Annotated in this window: 17 protein-coding genes and 1 pseudogene; 6 read left to right on the plus strand and 12 right to left on the minus strand. The window is 52.7% G+C overall.

What is annotated here, in order from left to right:
• Nucleotides 1-131: 131 nt before the first annotated feature.
• Nucleotides 132-725 (plus strand): annotated as a pseudogene (locus tag IPG22_05030) (neutral zinc metallopeptidase).
• A gap of 7 nt (nucleotides 726-732) precedes the next feature.
• Here the strand turns inward: IPG22_05030 and IPG22_05035 are convergent.
• Nucleotides 733-1,263, minus strand: coding sequence for a hypothetical protein (locus IPG22_05035; protein MBK6587665.1), 531 nt, complete (start codon nucleotides 1,261-1,263; stop codon nucleotides 733-735).
• Nucleotides 1,264-1,347: 84 nt separating this feature from the next.
• On the opposite strand from IPG22_05035, the gene IPG22_05040 reads away from it, so the two are divergent.
• On the plus strand, nucleotides 1,348-2,346 hold the full coding sequence (locus IPG22_05040) for a hypothetical protein (protein ID MBK6587666.1): 999 nt from the start codon (nucleotides 1,348-1,350) through the stop codon (nucleotides 2,344-2,346).
• 3 nt (nucleotides 2,347-2,349) lie between these two features.
• Nucleotides 2,350-2,946, plus strand: a complete 597-nt coding sequence (locus IPG22_05045) for a riboflavin synthase (protein MBK6587667.1) — start codon at nucleotides 2,350-2,352, stop codon at nucleotides 2,944-2,946.
• Nucleotides 2,947-2,968: 22 nt separating this feature from the next.
• Here the strand turns inward: IPG22_05045 and eda are convergent, their stop codons facing one another.
• From eda to IPG22_05080, 7 genes are all read right to left on the minus strand, one after another.
• Entirely contained in the window at nucleotides 2,969-3,589 is a 621-nt protein-coding gene (gene eda / locus IPG22_05050) for a bifunctional 4-hydroxy-2-oxoglutarate aldolase/2-dehydro-3-deoxy-phosphogluconate aldolase (protein ID MBK6587668.1), read from the minus strand.
• Nucleotides 3,590-3,689: 100 nt separating this feature from the next.
• Nucleotides 3,690-4,784, minus strand: coding sequence for a sugar kinase (locus IPG22_05055; GenBank protein ID MBK6587669.1), 1,095 nt, complete (start codon nucleotides 4,782-4,784; stop codon nucleotides 3,690-3,692).
• A gap of 82 nt (nucleotides 4,785-4,866) precedes the next feature.
• Entirely contained in the window at nucleotides 4,867-5,628 is a 762-nt protein-coding gene (kduD, locus tag IPG22_05060; protein ID MBK6587670.1) for a 2-dehydro-3-deoxy-D-gluconate 5-dehydrogenase KduD, read from the minus strand.
• 88 nt (nucleotides 5,629-5,716) lie between these two features.
• The gene (locus IPG22_05065) at nucleotides 5,717-6,550 is read right to left on the minus strand and encodes a 5-deoxy-glucuronate isomerase (GenBank protein MBK6587671.1); all 834 of its coding nucleotides are present in this window, start codon (nucleotides 6,548-6,550) and stop codon (nucleotides 5,717-5,719) included.
• Nucleotides 6,551-6,582: 32 nt separating this feature from the next.
• Nucleotides 6,583-7,791 (minus strand): ROK family transcriptional regulator, encoded by a 1,209-nt coding sequence (locus IPG22_05070; protein MBK6587672.1) that lies wholly within the window; start codon nucleotides 7,789-7,791, stop codon nucleotides 6,583-6,585.
• 19 nt (nucleotides 7,792-7,810) lie between these two features.
• On the minus strand, nucleotides 7,811-9,385 hold the full coding sequence (locus IPG22_05075) for an altronate dehydratase (protein ID MBK6587673.1): 1,575 nt from the start codon (nucleotides 9,383-9,385) through the stop codon (nucleotides 7,811-7,813).
• Between the two features lie 6 nt (nucleotides 9,386-9,391).
• Nucleotides 9,392-10,297: a hypothetical protein gene (locus IPG22_05080; protein MBK6587674.1), complete on the minus strand. Its 906-nt coding sequence runs from the start codon at nucleotides 10,295-10,297 to the stop codon at nucleotides 9,392-9,394.
• 260 nt (nucleotides 10,298-10,557) lie between these two features.
• Between IPG22_05080 and IPG22_05085 the strand changes: the two genes are divergently transcribed.
• Genes IPG22_05085 through IPG22_05095 form a run of 3 tightly spaced genes read left to right on the plus strand, consistent with a single transcriptional unit; the run spans nucleotide 10,558 to nucleotide 13,857 of the window.
• Nucleotides 10,558-11,334, plus strand: a complete 777-nt coding sequence (locus tag IPG22_05085; GenBank protein ID MBK6587675.1) for a glucose 1-dehydrogenase — start codon at nucleotides 10,558-10,560, stop codon at nucleotides 11,332-11,334.
• A gap of 6 nt (nucleotides 11,335-11,340) precedes the next feature.
• Nucleotides 11,341-12,456 carry a M24 family metallopeptidase gene (locus tag IPG22_05090; GenBank protein ID MBK6587676.1) on the plus strand — a complete coding sequence of 372 codons (1,116 nt, stop codon included), beginning with the start codon at nucleotides 11,341-11,343 and terminating at the stop codon, nucleotides 12,454-12,456.
• 15 nt (nucleotides 12,457-12,471) lie between these two features.
• Entirely contained in the window at nucleotides 12,472-13,857 is a 1,386-nt protein-coding gene (locus tag IPG22_05095) for an MFS transporter (protein ID MBK6587677.1), read from the plus strand.
• A gap of 79 nt (nucleotides 13,858-13,936) precedes the next feature.
• On the opposite strand, the gene IPG22_05100 is transcribed toward IPG22_05095, so the two are convergent.
• The 4 genes from IPG22_05100 to IPG22_05115 all read right to left on the minus strand — a co-directional run bounded on the left by IPG22_05100 (nucleotide 13,937) and on the right by IPG22_05115 (nucleotide 18,847).
• Nucleotides 13,937-15,553, minus strand: a complete 1,617-nt coding sequence (locus IPG22_05100) for a glycoside hydrolase 43 family protein (GenBank protein MBK6587678.1) — start codon at nucleotides 15,551-15,553, stop codon at nucleotides 13,937-13,939.
• A 23-nt stretch (nucleotides 15,554-15,576) separates the two neighbouring features.
• Nucleotides 15,577-16,338: a FadR family transcriptional regulator gene (locus IPG22_05105; protein MBK6587679.1), complete on the minus strand. Its 762-nt coding sequence runs from the start codon at nucleotides 16,336-16,338 to the stop codon at nucleotides 15,577-15,579.
• Nucleotides 16,339-16,402: 64 nt separating this feature from the next.
• A complete protein-coding gene (locus tag IPG22_05110) occupies nucleotides 16,403-16,936 on the minus strand; it encodes a hypothetical protein (protein MBK6587680.1) in 534 nt (177 codons plus the stop codon).
• Nucleotides 16,937-16,939: 3 nt separating this feature from the next.
• The gene (locus IPG22_05115; GenBank protein ID MBK6587681.1) at nucleotides 16,940-18,847 is read right to left on the minus strand and encodes a glycoside hydrolase family 88 protein; all 1,908 of its coding nucleotides are present in this window, start codon (nucleotides 18,845-18,847) and stop codon (nucleotides 16,940-16,942) included.
• Nucleotides 18,848-18,850: the final 3 nt, after the last annotated feature.

Raw genomic sequence — 18,850 nt, forward strand, 5'->3', positions numbered from 1 at the left:
TTTTTTCAAAGCTATTCGATACCCAATAACTGACATCAAAGGCGCTCTTAAACGCGGTTTTTTTTACTTCGTAGCCTACCTCAAAAATGCTAGAATCGGGTCACGTTTTATTTCGTAAGAGGTCATAAATTATGCGTTGGAGAGACCAGAGGCAGAGCGATAACGTGGAAGATCGCAGAGGAATGGGCGGTCGCGGGGTTGCTATCGGTGGCTAACTAGTACTGTTCAGCGGACAGATCTCATCCGCGTGCGGGTACGCGAGCGCGGCAACCGGGCCATTCTATTGCCCGGGTGATCAAAAACTGTATCTGGATTTCGCTTTCTTCGACGAGCTTAGGCGTGAGTTCAAGGCACCGGGCGATTTCGCACAGGCTTACGTTATTGCACATGAATTCGGTCACCACATCCAAAATCTGACTGGGGTTATGGACAAGGTCCAACGCGCGGGCGAGAATAATCGTCTCTCTGTTGCACTCGAACTGCAGGCCGACTGTTACGCCGGTATTTGGGCGAACTTCGCCGCTAAGCAGGGCCGGGTCGAAGCGGGCGATGCCGAGGAGGCGGTAAGGGCAGCAGCTGCCGTTGGTGACGATATGATACAGAAGCGCACACAGGGATATGTCGTGCCTGATTCATTCACCCACGGATCAGCCCAGCAGCGAATGCAGTGGTTTGCAAAAGGTATGCAGTCCGGTGATATGAAACAGTGTCAGACGTTCAAATAGCACCGGATCAAGCGGCAAACGGCCGACCGTACAATTCCTGATAGACCCAGCCCAGAAATCTCACTTCGGCCGTACAAAGAGTTTCGAGCCAGCAGCTAGTTAGGTAAATACGTTTTTCCGCGTTCGTCGTCAGCTTCTGCGATTTCAGAAGCGCAGACGCATCGAGATCGGCATCCAACCTGTAAGATTCAGCGATCTCGGTCTTGGTCTTGTGCGATTCCTGAATTGCTTCAAGCAAACTCGAAAGCCATATCTGCAATTTCTCCTCGGTATCATTTTCCGCAAGAGCCTGGATAGCTCCGACCGCGAATCTCGCCTCGGCATTTTCAAACGGATAGGTCGAAATGCCGTTAACCTTATCCTCCTGCTGCTTCCATTGAAAAAGCTCGTCCGAATTCGGATGGCGAACCCTCGCAGTACGCTCGTCAAAATTCAGAAACCACTCGAGAATATCCGCGAGCGAACCTACATCCGGCTTCCCCTGCGGATCGAGGCGAAGTTTTGGCGGCTGATTTGCAGCCTCTTTAGTGTTTGCCATAGATTCTATTTCATCACCAAATCGTACCTAAAACCAGTCAGTTTTTACATTTCCAAACCGCGACCGCTATAATCGAATCACACCGTGGCAGAAAATATTCTGGACAATCCGCCTCTTACTGAACTCTCCGACGCGGAAAAGCGCGATCTGGGATTTGGTTCGGTCGTAACCGGCAGTAGCCAACGGCTATTAAATCATGACGGCACTTTCAACGTCAGGCGAACCGGGCTTTCGGCTATCTCATCACTAAATCTCTACCACACCCTGCTCGCTATGAAATGGAGCACGTTTCTCCTTATCGTTCTTCTGCTTTATTTCGTAAGCAACATCATTTTCGGAGCGTTTTATTCAATGCTCGGCCCCGAAAGCCTCGTGGATGTTTCATCCACGCCGACGGAAAATCTTTTTATTCGAGGATTTTTCTTTAGCGTGCAGACGTTTGCCACGATCGGATACGGAACGATACATCCGTCAGGCATCATTCCAAATCTGCTCGTCACCATCGAATCGTATTACAGTCTGCTCGCAAATGCCCTGATAACCGGCCTCGTCTTCGCGAGATTTGCCCGGCCAACTGCAAAGATACGATTTAGTGAAATAGCGATCATCGCTCCGTATCGCGGCATTACGGGCCTTATGGTCCGGCTTGTTAATGGACGAAATAATCACCTCATCGACGTAAAAGCGACCCTGCTCTATGCACGTTTCGTCGAAGAGAATGGCCGCTTGGTCAGAAAATTTGACGTCCTGGAACTCGAGCGGGACAACGTTGCTTTTCTCCCGCTAGCGTGGACGATCGTTCATCCGATAACGCCTGATTCCCCGCTTTACGGCATCACCATTGAAGATGTGCAAAGAACTGACGCCGAGCTGCTTGTCCTGCTCAATGCAACCGACGAAACCTTCGCAGCGATCGTTCATTCTCGGTCTTCATATAAACCGAATGAGATCCGAGTCGGCTATAAATTTGTAAACCTTTACAACGAGGTCATAGACGGCGAACCCATTTCCATAGATGTGAGAAAGCTATCGTTGACCATACCGGCAGAGCTTCCGGCCTTAGAACTCAGAGAGGAAAATTAACCGATGTTTACCGGACTGATAGAAGAACTTGGAACCATCGAGAACCTGTCGCCGCACGCCGGAGGCGTGCGGATCGTAGTCTCCGCCAATTTGGTCACCTCTGACCTTGTCAACGGCGATTCGGTCTCGGTCAACGGCGTCTGTTTAACGGCATTGGAACCGTCGCCGAGATCGTTTGCCGCGGATATGTCACCGGAAACTCTCGAACGCACGACCCTTGGACGCCTTGCGGCCGGTTCCAGGGTAAATCTCGAACGCGCCGTCACGCCTGCGACCCGTCTAGGAGGCCATATAGTTCAGGGCCACGTCGATGGAAGAGGAAAGTTCATTTCGGCTGAATCGGAAGGTGATTTCTGGACGGTGAGGATCGGTTTTGCGCCGAACCTCGCCCGCTATTTCGTCCACAAAGGCTCCGTCACCGTAGAAGGGATCTCGCTAACGATCGCAGCCCTCGAAGAAAGTCATTTCGACATCGCGATCATCCCAAAAACATGGGAGATGACCAATCTCTCGACTCTAAAACCAAACGATGACGTCAACCTCGAGGCTGACGTCATCGCAAAATATGTTGAGCGAATGTTAAGTCTACGCGAACTATGAGGCTCGGGCTTCGCGGACGATCTCAATGAATTGCTGCGCGTTCGGTGACAATGTGGGCGTTTCCTTCGCGAATAGCTTTGACATCCACGAGATCAGTGCCAACACCGAGTGCCGAGGCTCCGGCCTTGATAAAATCCGCCGCAGTCTTGAGCGAAACGCCGCCGGTCGGAATGATCTTGACCTGCGGGAAAGGGCCTTTTAGATTCTTGACGTAGCTCGCACCGCCGACCGAACCGCAAGGGAAAACCTTTACAAAATCCACACCCGCACTCCACGCCGTGATGACCTCTGTCGGTGTCAGAACACCCGGACAGATCGGAGCACTGTATCGATGGCACAAGGCGATCGTGTCGAGGTTCAGAGCCGGGCTGACAATGAACTGAGCTCCAGCCAACAAACAGGCTCGTGCCGTTTCAGGGTCGAGCACTGTTCCCGCACCGACAAGTACTTCACTGCCGTATTTATCCGCGACCTTCTCGATCACTCGCACGGCACCGGGCACGGTCATCGTGATCTCAAGCACGTTAACGCCACCAGCCTTGATCGCCTCGATCACCTGCATCGCCTCATCGGCCGACGAAGCCCGCACGACCGGCACGAGGCCGACATCTTCGATCTGCTTTACAATTTCTGCTTTAGTCATAGTGTTATTATTGCCCGAATGCAAAAGCCCACGCGTAATCAAGGGCGAATCATTCGACGTCCGCAGTTCGCCCTTGCTCACGCGCGCTTTCGCACCTTTATTATCTTGCGACTCTCGCTCCGCCGCCTTTCATTACTCTAAGAACGTCAGACAGTCCGACTGTCGTGGTATCGCCTGGCGTTGTCATCGCCAGAGCTCCGTGTGCCGCACCGCAATTGACTGCCCATTCCGGTGATTCACCGGTGAGGAAACCGTAGATCAGCCCCGAGGCAAACGAATCACCGCCGCCGACGCGGTCGAAGATGTCGAGATCAGGCCGCATTATCGCTTGGAAAAGCTGGCCTTCAGTGAAACAGACGGCTCCCCAATCATTTACCGATGCTGTTTTAGCGTTACGTAGCGTAGTCGCCGCAACCGCAAAATTCGGAAAATCTGCAACTGCACGGCGGATCATTTTCTCGAAATTAACGATGTCGAGCTTCGAATGATGCTCGTCCTGCCCCTCGACCTCGTAGCCGAGGCACGCGGTGAAATCTTCCTCGTTGCCGATCATCACATCAACGTACTGAGCGAGATCACGATTTACTTCCTGCGCTTTTGCCTGGCCGCCGATGGCTTTCCAGAGCGAGTCGCGATAGTTGAGGTCGTAAGAAATGATCGTGCCGTATTTCTTCGCGACCTGCATCGCTTCCTTGGCAACTTCGGGTGTGGATTCTGACAATGCACAGAAAATACCGCCGGTGTGCAGCCAACGGGCACCTTCCTCACCAAATATCTTTTCCCAGTCGATATCGCCCTTCTTGAGCTGCGAAACTGCCGTATTTCCTCGATCTGAACAGCCGAGAGCGGCACGAACGCCGAACCCGCGTTCGGTGAAATTCATGCCGTTTCGCACGGTGCGCCCGACGCCGTCATATTTGACCCATTTGACGTGCGATTGATCGACGCCTCCCTGATACATAAGGTCCTGGACTAATCGACCGATCGGATTGTCGGCGAGCGCCGTTACGATCGCCGCATCAAGCCCGAAACATCGCTTTAATCCGCGAGCCACGTTGTATTCACCCCCGCCTTCCCACACCTCGAACGACCGCGTCGTATGAATACGCTTATCGCCGGGATCGAGCCGCAGCATTACCTCGCCAAGGGAAACGATGTCCCATTTACATTCATCTTTTAATTTGATCTTTAACATAAGTTTTAGAATCCAGAACTAAGAAGTCAGAAGGCTAGAGTGATCGCCAGCTTCCGGATTCTGAATTCTGGCCTCTTAATTCTCACCTTGCCATCCATCCGCCATCAACAACTACAATGTGGCCCTGTAAATAATCACTGGCGGCCGAAGAAAGGAAAACTGCTGTTCCTGCAAGATCGTCAGGCGAACCCCAACGGCCGGCCGGGATGCGTTCGAGTATCTGCCGATTACGGGTTTCGTCGGCCCTCAAAGCAGTCGTATTGTCCGTCGCCATGTAGCCCGGAGCGATCGCGTTAACATTCACATTATGCTTGGCCCATTCGTTTGCTAGTGCTTTTGTCACACCGGCGACACCCGATTTCGAAGCGGTATAAGCCGGAACCGTGATACCGCCCTGAAATGAAAGCAGCGACGCAATATTAACTATCTTTCCACCACCCTGCTCGATCATGTGCCGTCCCGCGGCCTGCGAGGTTCGAAAAACGCTTGATAGATTAACTTCGATCACCGTCGACCAATCTTCCTCACTAAAATCGACCGCCGGCGTGCGGCGGATCATACCAGCGTTATTTATCAGAATATCGATCCGGCCAAAAGCGGCGATAACATCTGCAACGACGCGTTTCGGCGTCTCTTTATCAGACATATCGCCGGCTATCAAAACCGCTCGCCGTCCCATTTTTTCGATCGCGGCAACAGTTTCATCAGCTTGACCGTCAGCTAGACAGTGACAAGCAACATTGGCTCCAGCCTCAGCAAGCGCCAAAGCCATTCCTTGCCCGAGGCCGACCGAGGCTCCGGTTACGAGCGCTATCTTGCCGTCAAGTTTGAATTTATCTAAAATCATAAAATTTACAGAGATGAACGGGATAAAGGCGATGCGATGAGAAAAATCCTATTCTCATCCATTTCATCTCCTTCATCCCTGTCCGTTATTTCTGCGAAGACTCAAGCCCGGTAGGCCCGGCTGCGTATTCCGGCTGGACGTTTACAACACCAAATTGCCGGTCTTCGCCCTCGCGGTTGGCGGCCATCATCCAGAGAAAATTGATCTGGCCGCCCGGGGCCGCGACATTTGGGTGAAAGCCTCTGGGCATCAGGACAACGTCGCCTTCGTGGACGACTTGCACAAGCTCGGGCGTTTCACCATCGGTATAAACCATCTGGATCCCAAATTGCGGTGCCGGCATGTCAATGTACAGGTACGCCTCTTCTAAAAGATTTGCGTGTTCATGCGGCGGCCACGAAGTCCAGTTCCCGTCGGACGAAAATGTCACTCCGGCCATAATTCGTCCGGCTTCGACGTTCTTTCCGAACAGAATGTTCAAGTCGCGCTCCGACGGCGGCTTTCCAGCGGTAAAATGCAACGCCGGGTCCTTGCGGATCTCCTGAAACACTACAAATTGCAGCGGATACTGCTTCTCAACCGGCGAAGATATTTCTGCCATATCAAATGCCCCGTCGCTCGCGACGGTGATCTGCGAATCGCGGGGTACATACAATGCGTCGTAACGATTCATCGCAAACGTCTGCCCGCCGGCGGTAACGCTTCCTGTGCCATTCAGACAAACAAGACCTGTCTCGTGCGTTCCGTTCTCAAACTCGATCGCAGCGTCGCCCGCCTCGAGAATTATACGGCCGTAAAACAGATTTCGCGACGCAGTTGCCCCGGGAGCTACCGAATTGGTGCGTCCCTTTACTTTGTGCGTCCCTTTGACGACGCAGGTCGCCGGATCAATATTTTCGAGCTGTATTTGTGCGTGCATAAAACTACCTCCAAAAACCCACTTGTCACGACCTAGAGAGTGCTTAAATACTCCTCCACCGCGACTTCAAGCGCTCCGCCAATTGCAGAGCCAACCGGTTCGCCGGCCTCGACCGACCAACCGTCGATCCTGCCGACGATGCTGCGGCGAATAGCCGCATTCAATGGCTCCTCGATAAATTTCCAACCGTAGACAAGGCGGCCGCTGATGATGACGCGCGGAATTCCGATGCCCATGATCACATTTGCGATCCCGATACCAAGATAATCGCCGATCTTTTCGAGCGTCTTTTTCGAACGAATGTCACCGACCTCGGCCTTGCTGACGATCTCGACAAATCTTGGAACTGTCTCACCGGCAGACGGCGGGCGATCTCCGAGGTAGAGCGAAGCAGCTGCGGCGGCTGATGCGTATTTTTCCCAACATCCTCGATTACCGCATACGCAGGGCTTGCCGTTTGCGACGATCGTCATATGGCCAAATTCACCTGCGATACCGCGGCCCGCTCCCGTACCGCGATAAACCTCGCTGCCTATCACCAAACCTACGCCGATTCCCGTTCCTGATCGAACAAGTATGAAGTTGGTCATCAGGCCGTCATCAGAGTTTCGGATCTTGAGCCGTGCCTCATACATAGCGGCGGCCGTCGAATCATTTTCTACTACAACGGTGGTATTCTCGTGGACCCGAAGAGCACCAGCGACGTCGATATCTTTCCAATCAAGATTCGGTCCAAATATCAGCTTTTCCCTTCTCGGATCGACCATTCCGGGCACGCTCACGCCAATAACAGCCAGGCGCTTTTCCGGGTATTTTCGGACGAGATTATCTACCTGCTCGCGAGCGAGCCGAAGTGCGTAGCTTGCCGTTTTCGGCGTTTCAAAATCCGTCTCGTCAGTGATCTCTCCTCTGAGGGTTGTAAGGCCCACTTGTGAGCGGCGAACGCCGAGATTAACACCGATGAAGTAGACATCATCATCCGCAAACGACAGTATTCGCGAACGTCTTTTCAGGCCTTCGGCAGCGAGCGATTCCTCGCGAATGATGCCCTGGGCGATCAGCGGCTTAACATTCTCGGTAACGGTGCTTTTATCTATTGAGAGCCGTTCCGCGATATCGGTTCGCGTTATCGGCTGTGCGGCACGAATCAAGCGCAGCAGCTGATTGCCTTTTCGCGAAGTACCGGATGGTGATCTGGATGCACCAAGCAGTTCCGATTGATATAACTGACCGTTATTCATTTTACGTTATCATAATATACTATAACGAAACGGTCTGTTCTGCCCAGAACTGAAACTCGCGATGTTTTAGGATCTCTGCCTTTGCCTGTATCTCGCCGCTTGCCGTTTTACGGATATATTCAAAAAGCCGAGTGCCCACCTCTGGAATGCTTTCAGTACCAAGAATGATGTTTCCGGCTGAAATATCGAGGTCTTGCGACATTTTTTCAAAAACACGGTTATTGGAGGCGAGTTTAAGAACGGGTGTTATTGCGTTGCCGATAGTCGTTCCATTGCCGGTAGTGAAAACGACCACGGTTGCTCCGGAGGCGACCAATCCGGGGGTTGATTCCTGATCGTAGCCCGGTCCCTGCATCAAATTTAGCCCGCGGACGCGCGGCGTTTCGGCATAATCCAGGCAATCTTCAATGCGGGTCGTGCCCGCTTTAACTATTGCTCCCAGCGATTTTATCGTTATGTTAAGAAGGCCGCCAGCCTTGTTCCCTGTGCTCGGATTCTGACCGAGGACACCTCCAAATTTTGAAGCGTATTCCTTATACCAGTCAACCAACTCGTAGATCCGGCGTCCGGTCTCAGAATCCTTCGCACGATTTGCGAGAATGTGTTCCGCCCCGCAAAACTCAGGCACCTCGGTGAGCAGAACCGTTCCACCGCTGCGAACAAGCAGATCTGAAGCGTAACCAAGCGCCGGATTTGCCGAGATCCCGGAAAATCCATCTGAGCTGCCGCATTTCACGCCGAGAACCAATTCGCTCAGCGGAAACTCCTCGCGGGTGGATCGATTGACCTCCGGAAGCATTTCCGCGACCGTCTTTAGGCCAAGCTCAATAGCTGACTGCGTCCCGCCGACATCCTGAATACCTATTTTAAAAACCGGTTTCTGGATCGGCTTCTCACGGTTGGTCAGATATTTTTCAACATACGTCAGGTTGGTCTTCTCGCAGCCGAGATCTATGAGGATCACTCCGCCAACGTTCGGATGATCGGCGTAGTTTGAGAGCGTACGCATCATCAGATCCAGGTTCGACCCATCCTGACAGCCGCAGCCTTTGTTGTGCGGGATCGCAACCACGCCATCTACGTTCGGATACTTTTCGCGGCTGTAATGAATGAACTCCGCCATCATCGAGATCTGCGTCGCCTCATGGCTGGCACACATCGACGTCGGGACGATCAGGAGGAAATTTCGCGTTCCAACGCGTCCGTCAGCACGGCGGAATCCCATAAAAGTTCCGACCTCTTCGGGCGCAAAATAGTCTGGGGCGGGCGTATGTAGATCGTCAGGCAGATTTCGAACGACAGGAACGTCATCCGACATATTTTCGTGAGTTACCCACTCACCTTTTTCAATGCCAAGCGAGGTTCCGATCGGTTGGCCGTATTGACGAACAAATTCACCGGCGGGGATTTCGCTTGTGGCAAATCTATGACCCGGGGGCACCGCCTTTAAGACAGTAACAACCTCTCCGCTCGGGAGCATTAGCATCAACCCGTCGCGGGTCTCATTTTTTACCACCGCGACGTTATCGTCCGGGTTGACGATGATCGCATACTCGCTGATAGCGGTCGCTTTTTCTGCGTAGGTATCCAACATAAAGTATCAAGCAAACAGGTCGGGCAAAACGTACGATCTGACGTTCGGATGCAGACGGATCAATAGCCCCGGGTTCTCATCGCACTGTCTTTGGAGTTCGTCGCCATCAGCCGACAATTCTGTTTCTATCATCCTCTTAAAGCTTGGCTTCTTACCCGGTGCCGTTGAGGCATCGACGATCGACTGCACTATTAACCTCGCCTCGAGGATCGCTGCCGGGCCGAGCGTAAGTATGTACGAGGCATTTCTGCACTCGGTCTCATCTGCTTCCGAGATGACACTGCCGCCGACCTTGAACTTAGAAATATGGTGCTCCAGGATGGTTGGTGAGATCGGTATGATGCCGACAAAATCACTGAACTGAGCCCCGCATCCAGGCTTGATGTAGCAAAGATGCGAAGCCGCCTCAGCTTCGGGCCCAAACCCCATGAAGAAAATGTCTATTCCGCCGAGCGATTCAAGTTTTTCGAGATAACCGGAAAGCGCGGATTCAAGATCGTCTGTCTCTGTCAGCATTGCCGTGAAGCTCTTGATCTTCGCGAAAAACTTCGGGCCGAGCAACCTCTCGAAATCGCGAACAAAGCTCAAGCCATTATTCATCCGCATCGGAGCGAGTGCGTCCTGCGTAAAAACATGCAGGCGCCCGAGCAATTCGTCGATCTCCTCGGTCTCAGCCAAACGGTTGATGATACGGTACATTGCCTGGGCACCGCGGCCGCCGAGCAGGACGATCGTGATGTCCCCGTCCTTACGATCAGCGTAAGCGACAAGCTCGTCGAACATCGCTTGGCCGACCGCGTCCTCGCTGTCGAGGACATAGTAAACAAATGGTGATGTTGGAGCCTTTACATTCTGCCCCGAGTCAGGAAAACTTAGCCAAATGTTGTTTCCGGCGACGCGGCGTTCTACTATTTTTTTGGTGGATGTTTGCACTTGGATTTTTATAATATTATATTGTAATTGGTTAAACCAATTAAAATCAAGTATTATCGGACAAATTGTAAAGAAGCCTAACAAATTACCAGATTATCTTTCTATAAGATTAGGTAATAGCGAGTGTTTTACGCAGTTTACCAAAACAAGGCAGACACCCGAACCGGGCCGTTAGAAAATCCAAGTGGTAATACCTTTGCAACTTAAGTAATTGCCCAATTTTATATTTTCTCGCATTTATGAGCTACAGCAAATTAGATCTGGACGGCCGGGTAGCCGTCGTTATCGGAGGAACCTCAGGCATCGGCCGGGCGATCGCACACGGATTGGCCGAGGCCGGAGCGGATGTTGTCTGCACGTCGCGTAGGCAGGATCAGGTCGATATAGCCGCCGCTGAGATCGAGGCAAAGGGACGCAGGACGCTTCGTGCAACTTCTGACGTTTCTGACAAAGACTCGTTGGAAGCCCTTCTTGGCGCGTGCGTCTCAGCATTCGGCAAGGTCGACATCCTCGTCAACTCGGCCGGCCGCACCAAGCGCGAACCGACGCTCGACCTGGACGAAGAAACATGGAACGAAATTCTCGAAACCAACCTTACCGGAACACTCCGCTCGTGCCAGGTCTTCGGCCGTCACATGATCGAGAAAGGTTACGGACGAATAATCAACATCGCATCGCTTTCGACATTTGTGTCACTCTTTGAGGTCGCTGCTTATTCGGCGAGCAAAGCCGCAGTTGCGTCGCTCACAAAATCGCTTGCGATCGAATGGGCAAAGAAAGGGGTGAACGTAAATGCGATCGCACCCGGAGTTTTCCGCACCGCATTGAACCAAAAGCTGCTCGACGAGAGCGATCGTGGCCGTGAGTTTCTAACCCGAACACCCATGGGACGCTTCGGAAATGTCGAAGAACTTGCCGGCGCTGCGGTTTTCCTTGCGTCCGATGCTGCAAGTTTTGTGACCGGCGAAGTACTTGTCGTTGACGGCGGGTTTTTGGCGAGTGGCGTTAATCAGTAGTTATAAATGGCTTTAACCGAGCTCGAAGAAAAAACTGAGCGCATCACTGAACTGCTCGATCGTGAGAACCTCGGTGCGGTTTTGCTCAATGCCCAGCACAATTTTGCATGGCTGACCGGCGGATCGACGAACGGCATCGACCTGAGCCGTGAAAATGGTGCCGCTTCGCTCCTGGTGACGCGATCAGGTAAACGTTATTTGCTCGCAAACAACATAGAGTTGCCGCGCATGCTGGCAGAGGAAGTTTCGGCAGACGATTTTGAGCCGGTAGATTTTAGTTGGCAGGAAGAGAAAGCGGTTGGCGACACCGCGCTAAGAAAGGCGAAGGCATTGGCCGATGGGGAGATCACTACCGACATTTCGCTATTTGCCGGTGCGGCGGCGATCGAAGGCAAGATCGCCAAATGCCGGTACAAACTGACCCGCAACGAGTTGATCCGCTATCGTGAACTCGGACGCGATGCCGGAGCGATAATGCGAAAGGTCATCGAGGAGATCGCTCCGGGTGACACCGAAATTTCGATCGCCGCGAAGATCAGAAGTGCTTCTGCTCGGCATAACGTCTCTTCGGTTGTAACACTCGTGGCAGCGGATGAGCGGATCGCTCGTTTTCGCCACCCAGTGCCGACCGAAAATAGTTGGAAAAAGACACTTTTGATGGTAACGTGTGCCAAACGTTTTGGCCTGATCGTGAGTCTTAGCCGGATCGTCTGCATTGGCTCAATTCCGGATGATCTGCAGCGAAAAACGGAAGCAAATGCTTCAGTCAATGCCGCGCTATCCGCCGCGACTCGTTCCGGTGTGACAGGAGCTGAAATGTACACAACAGCGGCTACCGCGTATGCTGCCGCCGGATTTGACGGCGAGATCGACAAACATCATCAGGGCGGTGCGGCTGGATACAAGACCCGTGAATGGGTCGCACATCCGCAAAGTTCAGAGATCGTGCACCTTAACCAGGCATTTGCCTGGAATCCGTCGATCACTGGAACAAAAGTTGAAGAAACAATACTGACAACGGAACGTGGGATTGAGGTGATCACCACGTCCCCTGATTTTCCGCAGATCGAAACGAATCTGAACGGACAGCCGTTCTTTTCCCCAGGAATTTTATCAATTTAGCGAGAGGTATTTCGAATGAACGATCAATCCGAGATCATAGAGAGTCAAAAACGGCAGGACGATGGCGGCGAACCAACCGTACGGATCGGCCATTATCGCTGGATGATCTGTACGCTGCTGTTCTTCGCGGCAACAGTCAATTATGTTGACCGCCAGGTTCTCGGCATTCTGAAACCTACCCTAGCTAAGGAATTTGGCTGGACTGAGATCGATTATGGCTGGATCGTTTTCGCGTTTCAGACCGCTTATGCGATCGGCCTGCTGTTTGTGGGCCGCCTAATGGATCGCTTCGGGACGAAAAAAGGTTTTGCGGTATCCATAACGGTCTGGAGCGTTGCCGCACTCCTGCACGCCTGGGCAGTTCCGATCGGTGTTGCGACAGCGGCTTTGCTTAATTTCGTCGGCATCGTGTCGACAACCACGGCATTCGCTTCTGTGGTCGGCTTCATGGTCGTGCGTTTCATCCTCGGCCTTGGCGAAGCCGGTAATTTCCCGGCATCGATCAAAACGGTTGCCGAGTGGTTTCCTAAGAAAGAGCGAGCTCTTGCAACAGGCATTTTTAATTCAGGGACAAACGTCGGAGCCTTAGCAACACCGCTTCTCGTTCCACTGATAGTTCTTTATTGGGGCTGGTGGGAAGCGTTCATTATTACTGGCTTGATAGGGTTTTTGTGGCTCGGCTTTTGGCTGATGATATATCGCCGGCCCGAGGAGCATCCAAGGCTCTCGAAGGCAGAACTTGCATATATTCAGAGTGATCCGATCGAGCCTAATGTAACCATTCCATGGAAACGCCTTTTCCCGCATCGTCAGACGTGGGCATTCGCGATCGGCAAATTCCTTACGGATCCGATCTGGTGGGTCTATCTCTTTTGGCTGCCCGATTTTCTCCAAAAGCAGCACGGCCTCGACCTCAAGACCTTTGGTCTTCCGATCGCGGTGATCTACATCATCGCTGACGTCGGCAGTATCGGCGGCGGTTATCTTTCATCAAAGATGATCAAAATGGGCTGGAGTATCAACCGTTCAAGAAAAACTGCGATGCTTATCTGTGCACTCGCCGTCGTGCCGATCGTGATCGCCTCGACGACCTCGAGCTTGTGGCTTGCGGTTATTTTGATCGGTATTGCAGCAGCAGCTCATCAGGGCTGGTCGGCTAATATCTTCACGCTTTCCTCGGATATGTTCCCGAAGCAGGCCGTTGGTTCGGTTGTCGGTATCGGCGGTATGTTCGGAGCCATCGGCGGCATGATAATCTCGCCGCTAGTTGGATATATTCTGGACCGGACGGGCAGCTATCTACCGCTCTTCATCATCGCAGCGTCTGCATATTTGGTAGCGTTATTGATAATCCATCTTCTGGCGCCAAGGCTAGAACCGGCGAATATCAAGTACGACTAACAAAAAACGTTCCCAGTAAATTATGGCCCGAACTGAGCAAGGTCTGAGTTCGGGCCATTTGTTTATTGTGCTGCGATATCTATCTTTCAAACCGGATCCAATCAATATCCGCCGAACCGGCGTCGTTAAATTTCCCGGGCCGATTGAAGAAAAATCCTACCTTTGCCCCTATCCATCTCCCTTCACGTGCCTTGAAAGTTTCGCCGACATTCGCAAACGCCTTTCCGTCGATGCTGTAGCTAAAGACACAGACCGCACCCGCTTTTACATCCACGCGGATATAAACATCCTTCGACAACAGCGGCTGAGGTAAACTTTCGGTCTCGAGCGTTCCTTTATCAGCATACTTTGAGGTTGATTGCGAGATGTATGTCTTGCCGCCGCGATTTGTTATGCCAATCAGTGAATAATCGAGCCCCATTACCACAAGCCCAAACCGTTCACCCTCGAAACGCGGCGTTAGTGAAACCTTTGCCGTTGCGGTGAATTCGTCCGCCGGAGTTTTCTGCAGCAGGAGATTTGGCAGATCCCAGAGGTTTTTGTAACCGTCAGGCTGCTGAACGGAGTACATTCGCAAGACCCCTTTCTCAGGATAGGGAAATGCCCAGCGGGCTTCAGGATTTGCGTGCCATTGCCATTGCCGACCTATGGTCGGCCCATTAAATTCGTCTGTATCCGGCGGTGTTTGGATCGGAAAGCTACTGCCGACATTTGGTTTTCTGTACTGCAGCACCGGCTCGCCCGTTCCGTCGCCATCCGGGTCTGACCCGATCACCGGAAATCCATTTTTCCAAACCGCCGGCTGCAAGTGAACGACGCGGCCGTACGGCCCTTTGTCCTGAAAATGCAGAAACCACCACTCTCCTGACGGCGTATCGACGAGAGCTCCCTGATGCGGGCCGTTCACGGTCGATCTGCCTTGAGCAAGCACGACCTTTCGCTCATATGGCCCGTAAACATTCGTCGACCGCAAAACAAGTTGCCAGCCGGTCGCCACGCCGCCAGCCGGGGCTAGGATGTAATAATAACCGTCCCGCTTCATAAACTTCGGCCCCTCGACCGTCGGATCGGTGTCGTGGCCGTCAAAAACCATCACTCCGTCGTCAAGCAGCTTTGTACCGTCCGAACTCATTTTTTTGACGACGAGCAGGCTCTTGATCCCGGCACGGCTGCCCGCAAATGCGTGGACGAGATACGCCTTGCCATCGTCGTCCCACAGCGGGCACGGATCGATCCAGCCTTTTCCCTCGGCGATCAGCAACGGTTTTGACCACTCGCCCGCCGGATCTTTGGCCTTGGTCATGTAGATGCCGTAATCGGGATCGGGAAAGAAGATATAGAATTCGCCCGCGTGAAACCTGATAGCCGGTGCCCAGACCCCGCCGCCATGCTGCGGCTTTTTGAAGATATCCTTCGGCTCCTGCTCGCGAAAAACGTGGTTAATGAGGCTCCAATTCACGAGATCCTTTGAATGCAGGATCGGCAAGCCGGGAACACTATTAAAGCTCGACGACGTCATGTAATAGTCATCGCCAACGCGAATCGCATCGGGATCGGAATAGTCGGCATTGATGATCGGATTTTTGTAAGTATCGTCGCCGTTATCCGCAACCCAGACCTTCGAAACCTGGGCATTAGCTGCTACTGCACACAAAAATACGAGCGATATCAAAACTGATCTCGACAGAGTTTGCATATCCGAAATGTCCTTATTTTGGATCAGGGCTCGAGGCCGCTTGAAAGTGCCCGAGCTTCTTCTTCTTCGAGACGCTGGGCTTTTTGAGTCTCGACCAGATGGTCGTGCATAGCGCGGCTTGCCGCCTCTGCGTCATGTTCTCGCATCGCACGATAGATGTTATGGTGCTGTTCGGCAGATTCCTTCAGATCCCGGGCCCGCTTGACCGTTTTGGAACGGCTGTCAAAAAGGATAGTCGCAACCATGTTCATGAGTGAGGTCAGAATACGGTTATTCGACGCGGCGGCGATCGTTTGATGAAATTTCATATCGTGGACCAGATACTGCTCCGGATCGTCGATCGACGCATACATACCGGTGATCTGCTCCGCCATGAGCGTCATCTGCTCGCTGGTCGCACGCTCCGCCGCCATTCCGGCGATGCTCATTTCGAGAGCGAGCCTTGCCTCGAACATTTCATCTGACGTAAACCCGTGAAGAGCCGATAACATTCGCAAAGCGCTGCTGTCCAGTGTCGGCGACTCATGACGTTCGGCAACAAATGTTCCGGCACCTTGCCGCGACTGCAGTATTCCGACGGTTGCCAGAGATCGAATGCCGGCGCGCAGCGTCGGCCGGCTCACGCCGAGCAGCTTTGCCAGATCTCGTTCCGGCGGCAGGCGGTCGCCCGGAGAAAGTTCGCCGTTGTGGATCATGTCACGCAGGCGAACGACAACCTCTTCGGCAGTGGTGCCGTTCTTTTCCGAATTCAGATTTTGGAAAACTGCCGGTGTTTTCTTTGGCATTTTTGTAAAAACTGGCGGAGGTACAAGCTGATTCTAGCTTAGATAAACGATTTTGTCGAAATTCTTACTTCGGCAGCGGATCCTCAAATATCTTGATAAGGATCATCGAAAAGCCTTTACCCGTTACCGAACGTCGATGCGGGGTACCTCTCGGGACCATGATCAGGTCGCCTTCCTTGATAACGATCGATTGAGCTCCAGTGACGGTTTTTGCTCTCCATTCGCCGGGTGTCGCTTCTTTAGGATCGACGAGCGTTCCGCCAAGCTCAAGCGTCGCCTGGCCTTTGAGAACGTAGTAAACGTCGTCCGATTTGTCGTGCAGTTCGACCAGATCGCCGCTGCGTCTATGGTCGTGCTGTATCGCGACGCGAGTCTCCATTCCGGCCCCGCCGATGATGTCCTCGACCTTTGTCAGCGTCGGGAGTTTCGGATCAGGATCGGTCTTATCTCCGGCAAGTCTTTTCTCCAGGTCGGCGACCGACTGCTTTGATCTGACAACATACGGTTTGATCGCCGTCGATGGTTGACGCGACTGAGCCGCGGCCGCACCGGCGGAAACCAATACTACAAGAAGCGAAAAAATGATCTGCTTTTTCATAATTTACTTATTTCCTTTCGACTGTGCGATCATCCACCGGCCAAGGTCCTGAGCGGCTTTGAAATTCTCGTATTCGGCCGGTAAACGGCGACCGTCGGTATATTCGTTGTAAAGCCACGGATCGCCGATCACAAAAACCGAGCCCTTGCCATATTTCGCCATCGCGATAAGGACGTCGCCATTTACGGTAAGTACGGGTTTCGCATCCTTGGACAGCGACAATGTCGAAACCTCTTTGATATAGATCTCTTTGGTATTCGGGAAGATCGAGTTGCCGGCCGGGATCATCACGCGTCCCATCCGGTAATCGTTATTCAGCACCTCGAACTTACGGTCCTTGTTAAATTTGATCCCGAACGTTTCTGATAGTGTATTGAATTTATCAAGTTCCGCATTCTGCCCGTCGTTGCCAAAGAGCGCGAGTACGCCGCCTTTCTTCACCCATTCCGAGATCGCTTTTACATTGTTCGGGCCGACGAATTGCGGATTCGCCGTCTCTTTTTCGGTGTCCGGATCGACGATGATGTAAACGCTGGCATTTGCCAGATTCGCCTCCGTCGGGGCGGTCGAAAGCTGTCCGACCTTGCCGCCCATCGTGCGGAAAGTGTTCATAAAGATCGAAAAACCCGAATCGAGCAGCTCGTTGTACTTGTAGTGCCAGACTTCATCCGTGCCGAGCTTGCCGCGTCGGATCTCGTGATTGAAATAGTCATCGAGCAGTACCGTTTTGCCTTTTGCCGGCCAGCCTTTTTCATAAGCTTCGATCTCGAGAGCCGCACGGATCGCGGGACCCAGCCCCTTGGCGTCATTCGTTCTGAGCTTTTCGCTCATGTAGTAATCATAGCTGCCGTCACGATATGGATTGCCGCCAAGGCCTGAGACCGAGACCGTCCCTTCCCAATCCGTCTGACCTTGAGTATTAGTTTTGATGAATTCCTTCTTGATACCCGCCCAGCCGGTCGTCGCAACCTTCATGTATCTTTCGGGCAAGTAGCCCTCGCGGACGCCGCGGGCAAGTGCGTAAACGAACATCGCCGATGCCGAAGATTCGAGATAGTTCTTCTCTTTTCCGCCGAGATCGAGGATGTCCCACCAAACGCCGCTTTTCTTGTCCTGAACCTTTTCGATCGCCGCTGCTTCGCGATTGAGGATCGCGATCAGCTCGGACCGTCGCGGATGATCCTGAGGAAAATACTCAAGCACATCGATGAGCCCCATCGCATACCAGCCCATCGCGCGTCCCCAGAAATGCGGCGATTGGCCGGTGGTCTTGTTCGCCCATTTTTGCTGCTTCGATTCGTCCCAGCCGTGATAGAGCAATCCGGTTTTCGGGTCACGCGAGTGCTTCTCCATCCAGACGAACTGGTTAGCGATATCATTCCAATTGTCCTCGCCAAAGAACATTGAGTATTCGGCATAGAACGGTTGGCCCATATAGAGCCCGTCGAGCCACATCTGATACGGATAGATCTTTTTGTGCCAAAAGCCGCCTTCGTTCGTTCGCGGATGCGTCCTGAGCTGCGTACGGGCGAGTTCGACCATTTTGCGGTATTTCTCGTTGCCAGTTGCACGATAGAGCATCAGCATTGATGTCGTCGGCGTTATGTGGTCGATGTTGTATTCGTCAACCTTGTAGTCCTTATGATTGCCTTTCTCATCGATCCAGTAGTCCATTCCCTTCTGGATGTGATTGAAATACTTTGCATCACCGGTCGCGTACCACATCGCCTGGATCGCCTTGTGGACGACACCTTGCTCGTAGGTCCATTTCGCCGGGATCCCGGGTTGATTTCGGTCATCGACCCAAATGCGGTTCATCGCGGTGTCGGCGAGTTGCTCAGATACCGGCTTCTGGGCCATCGCTCCGGCTGTCAGCAATAAAATAAGTACAAGAATGATCGTGCTTTTCATAAA

The organism is Acidobacteriota bacterium (assembly GCA_016703965.1).
Taxonomy (GTDB): Bacteria; Acidobacteriota; Blastocatellia; order Pyrinomonadales; family Pyrinomonadaceae; genus OLB17.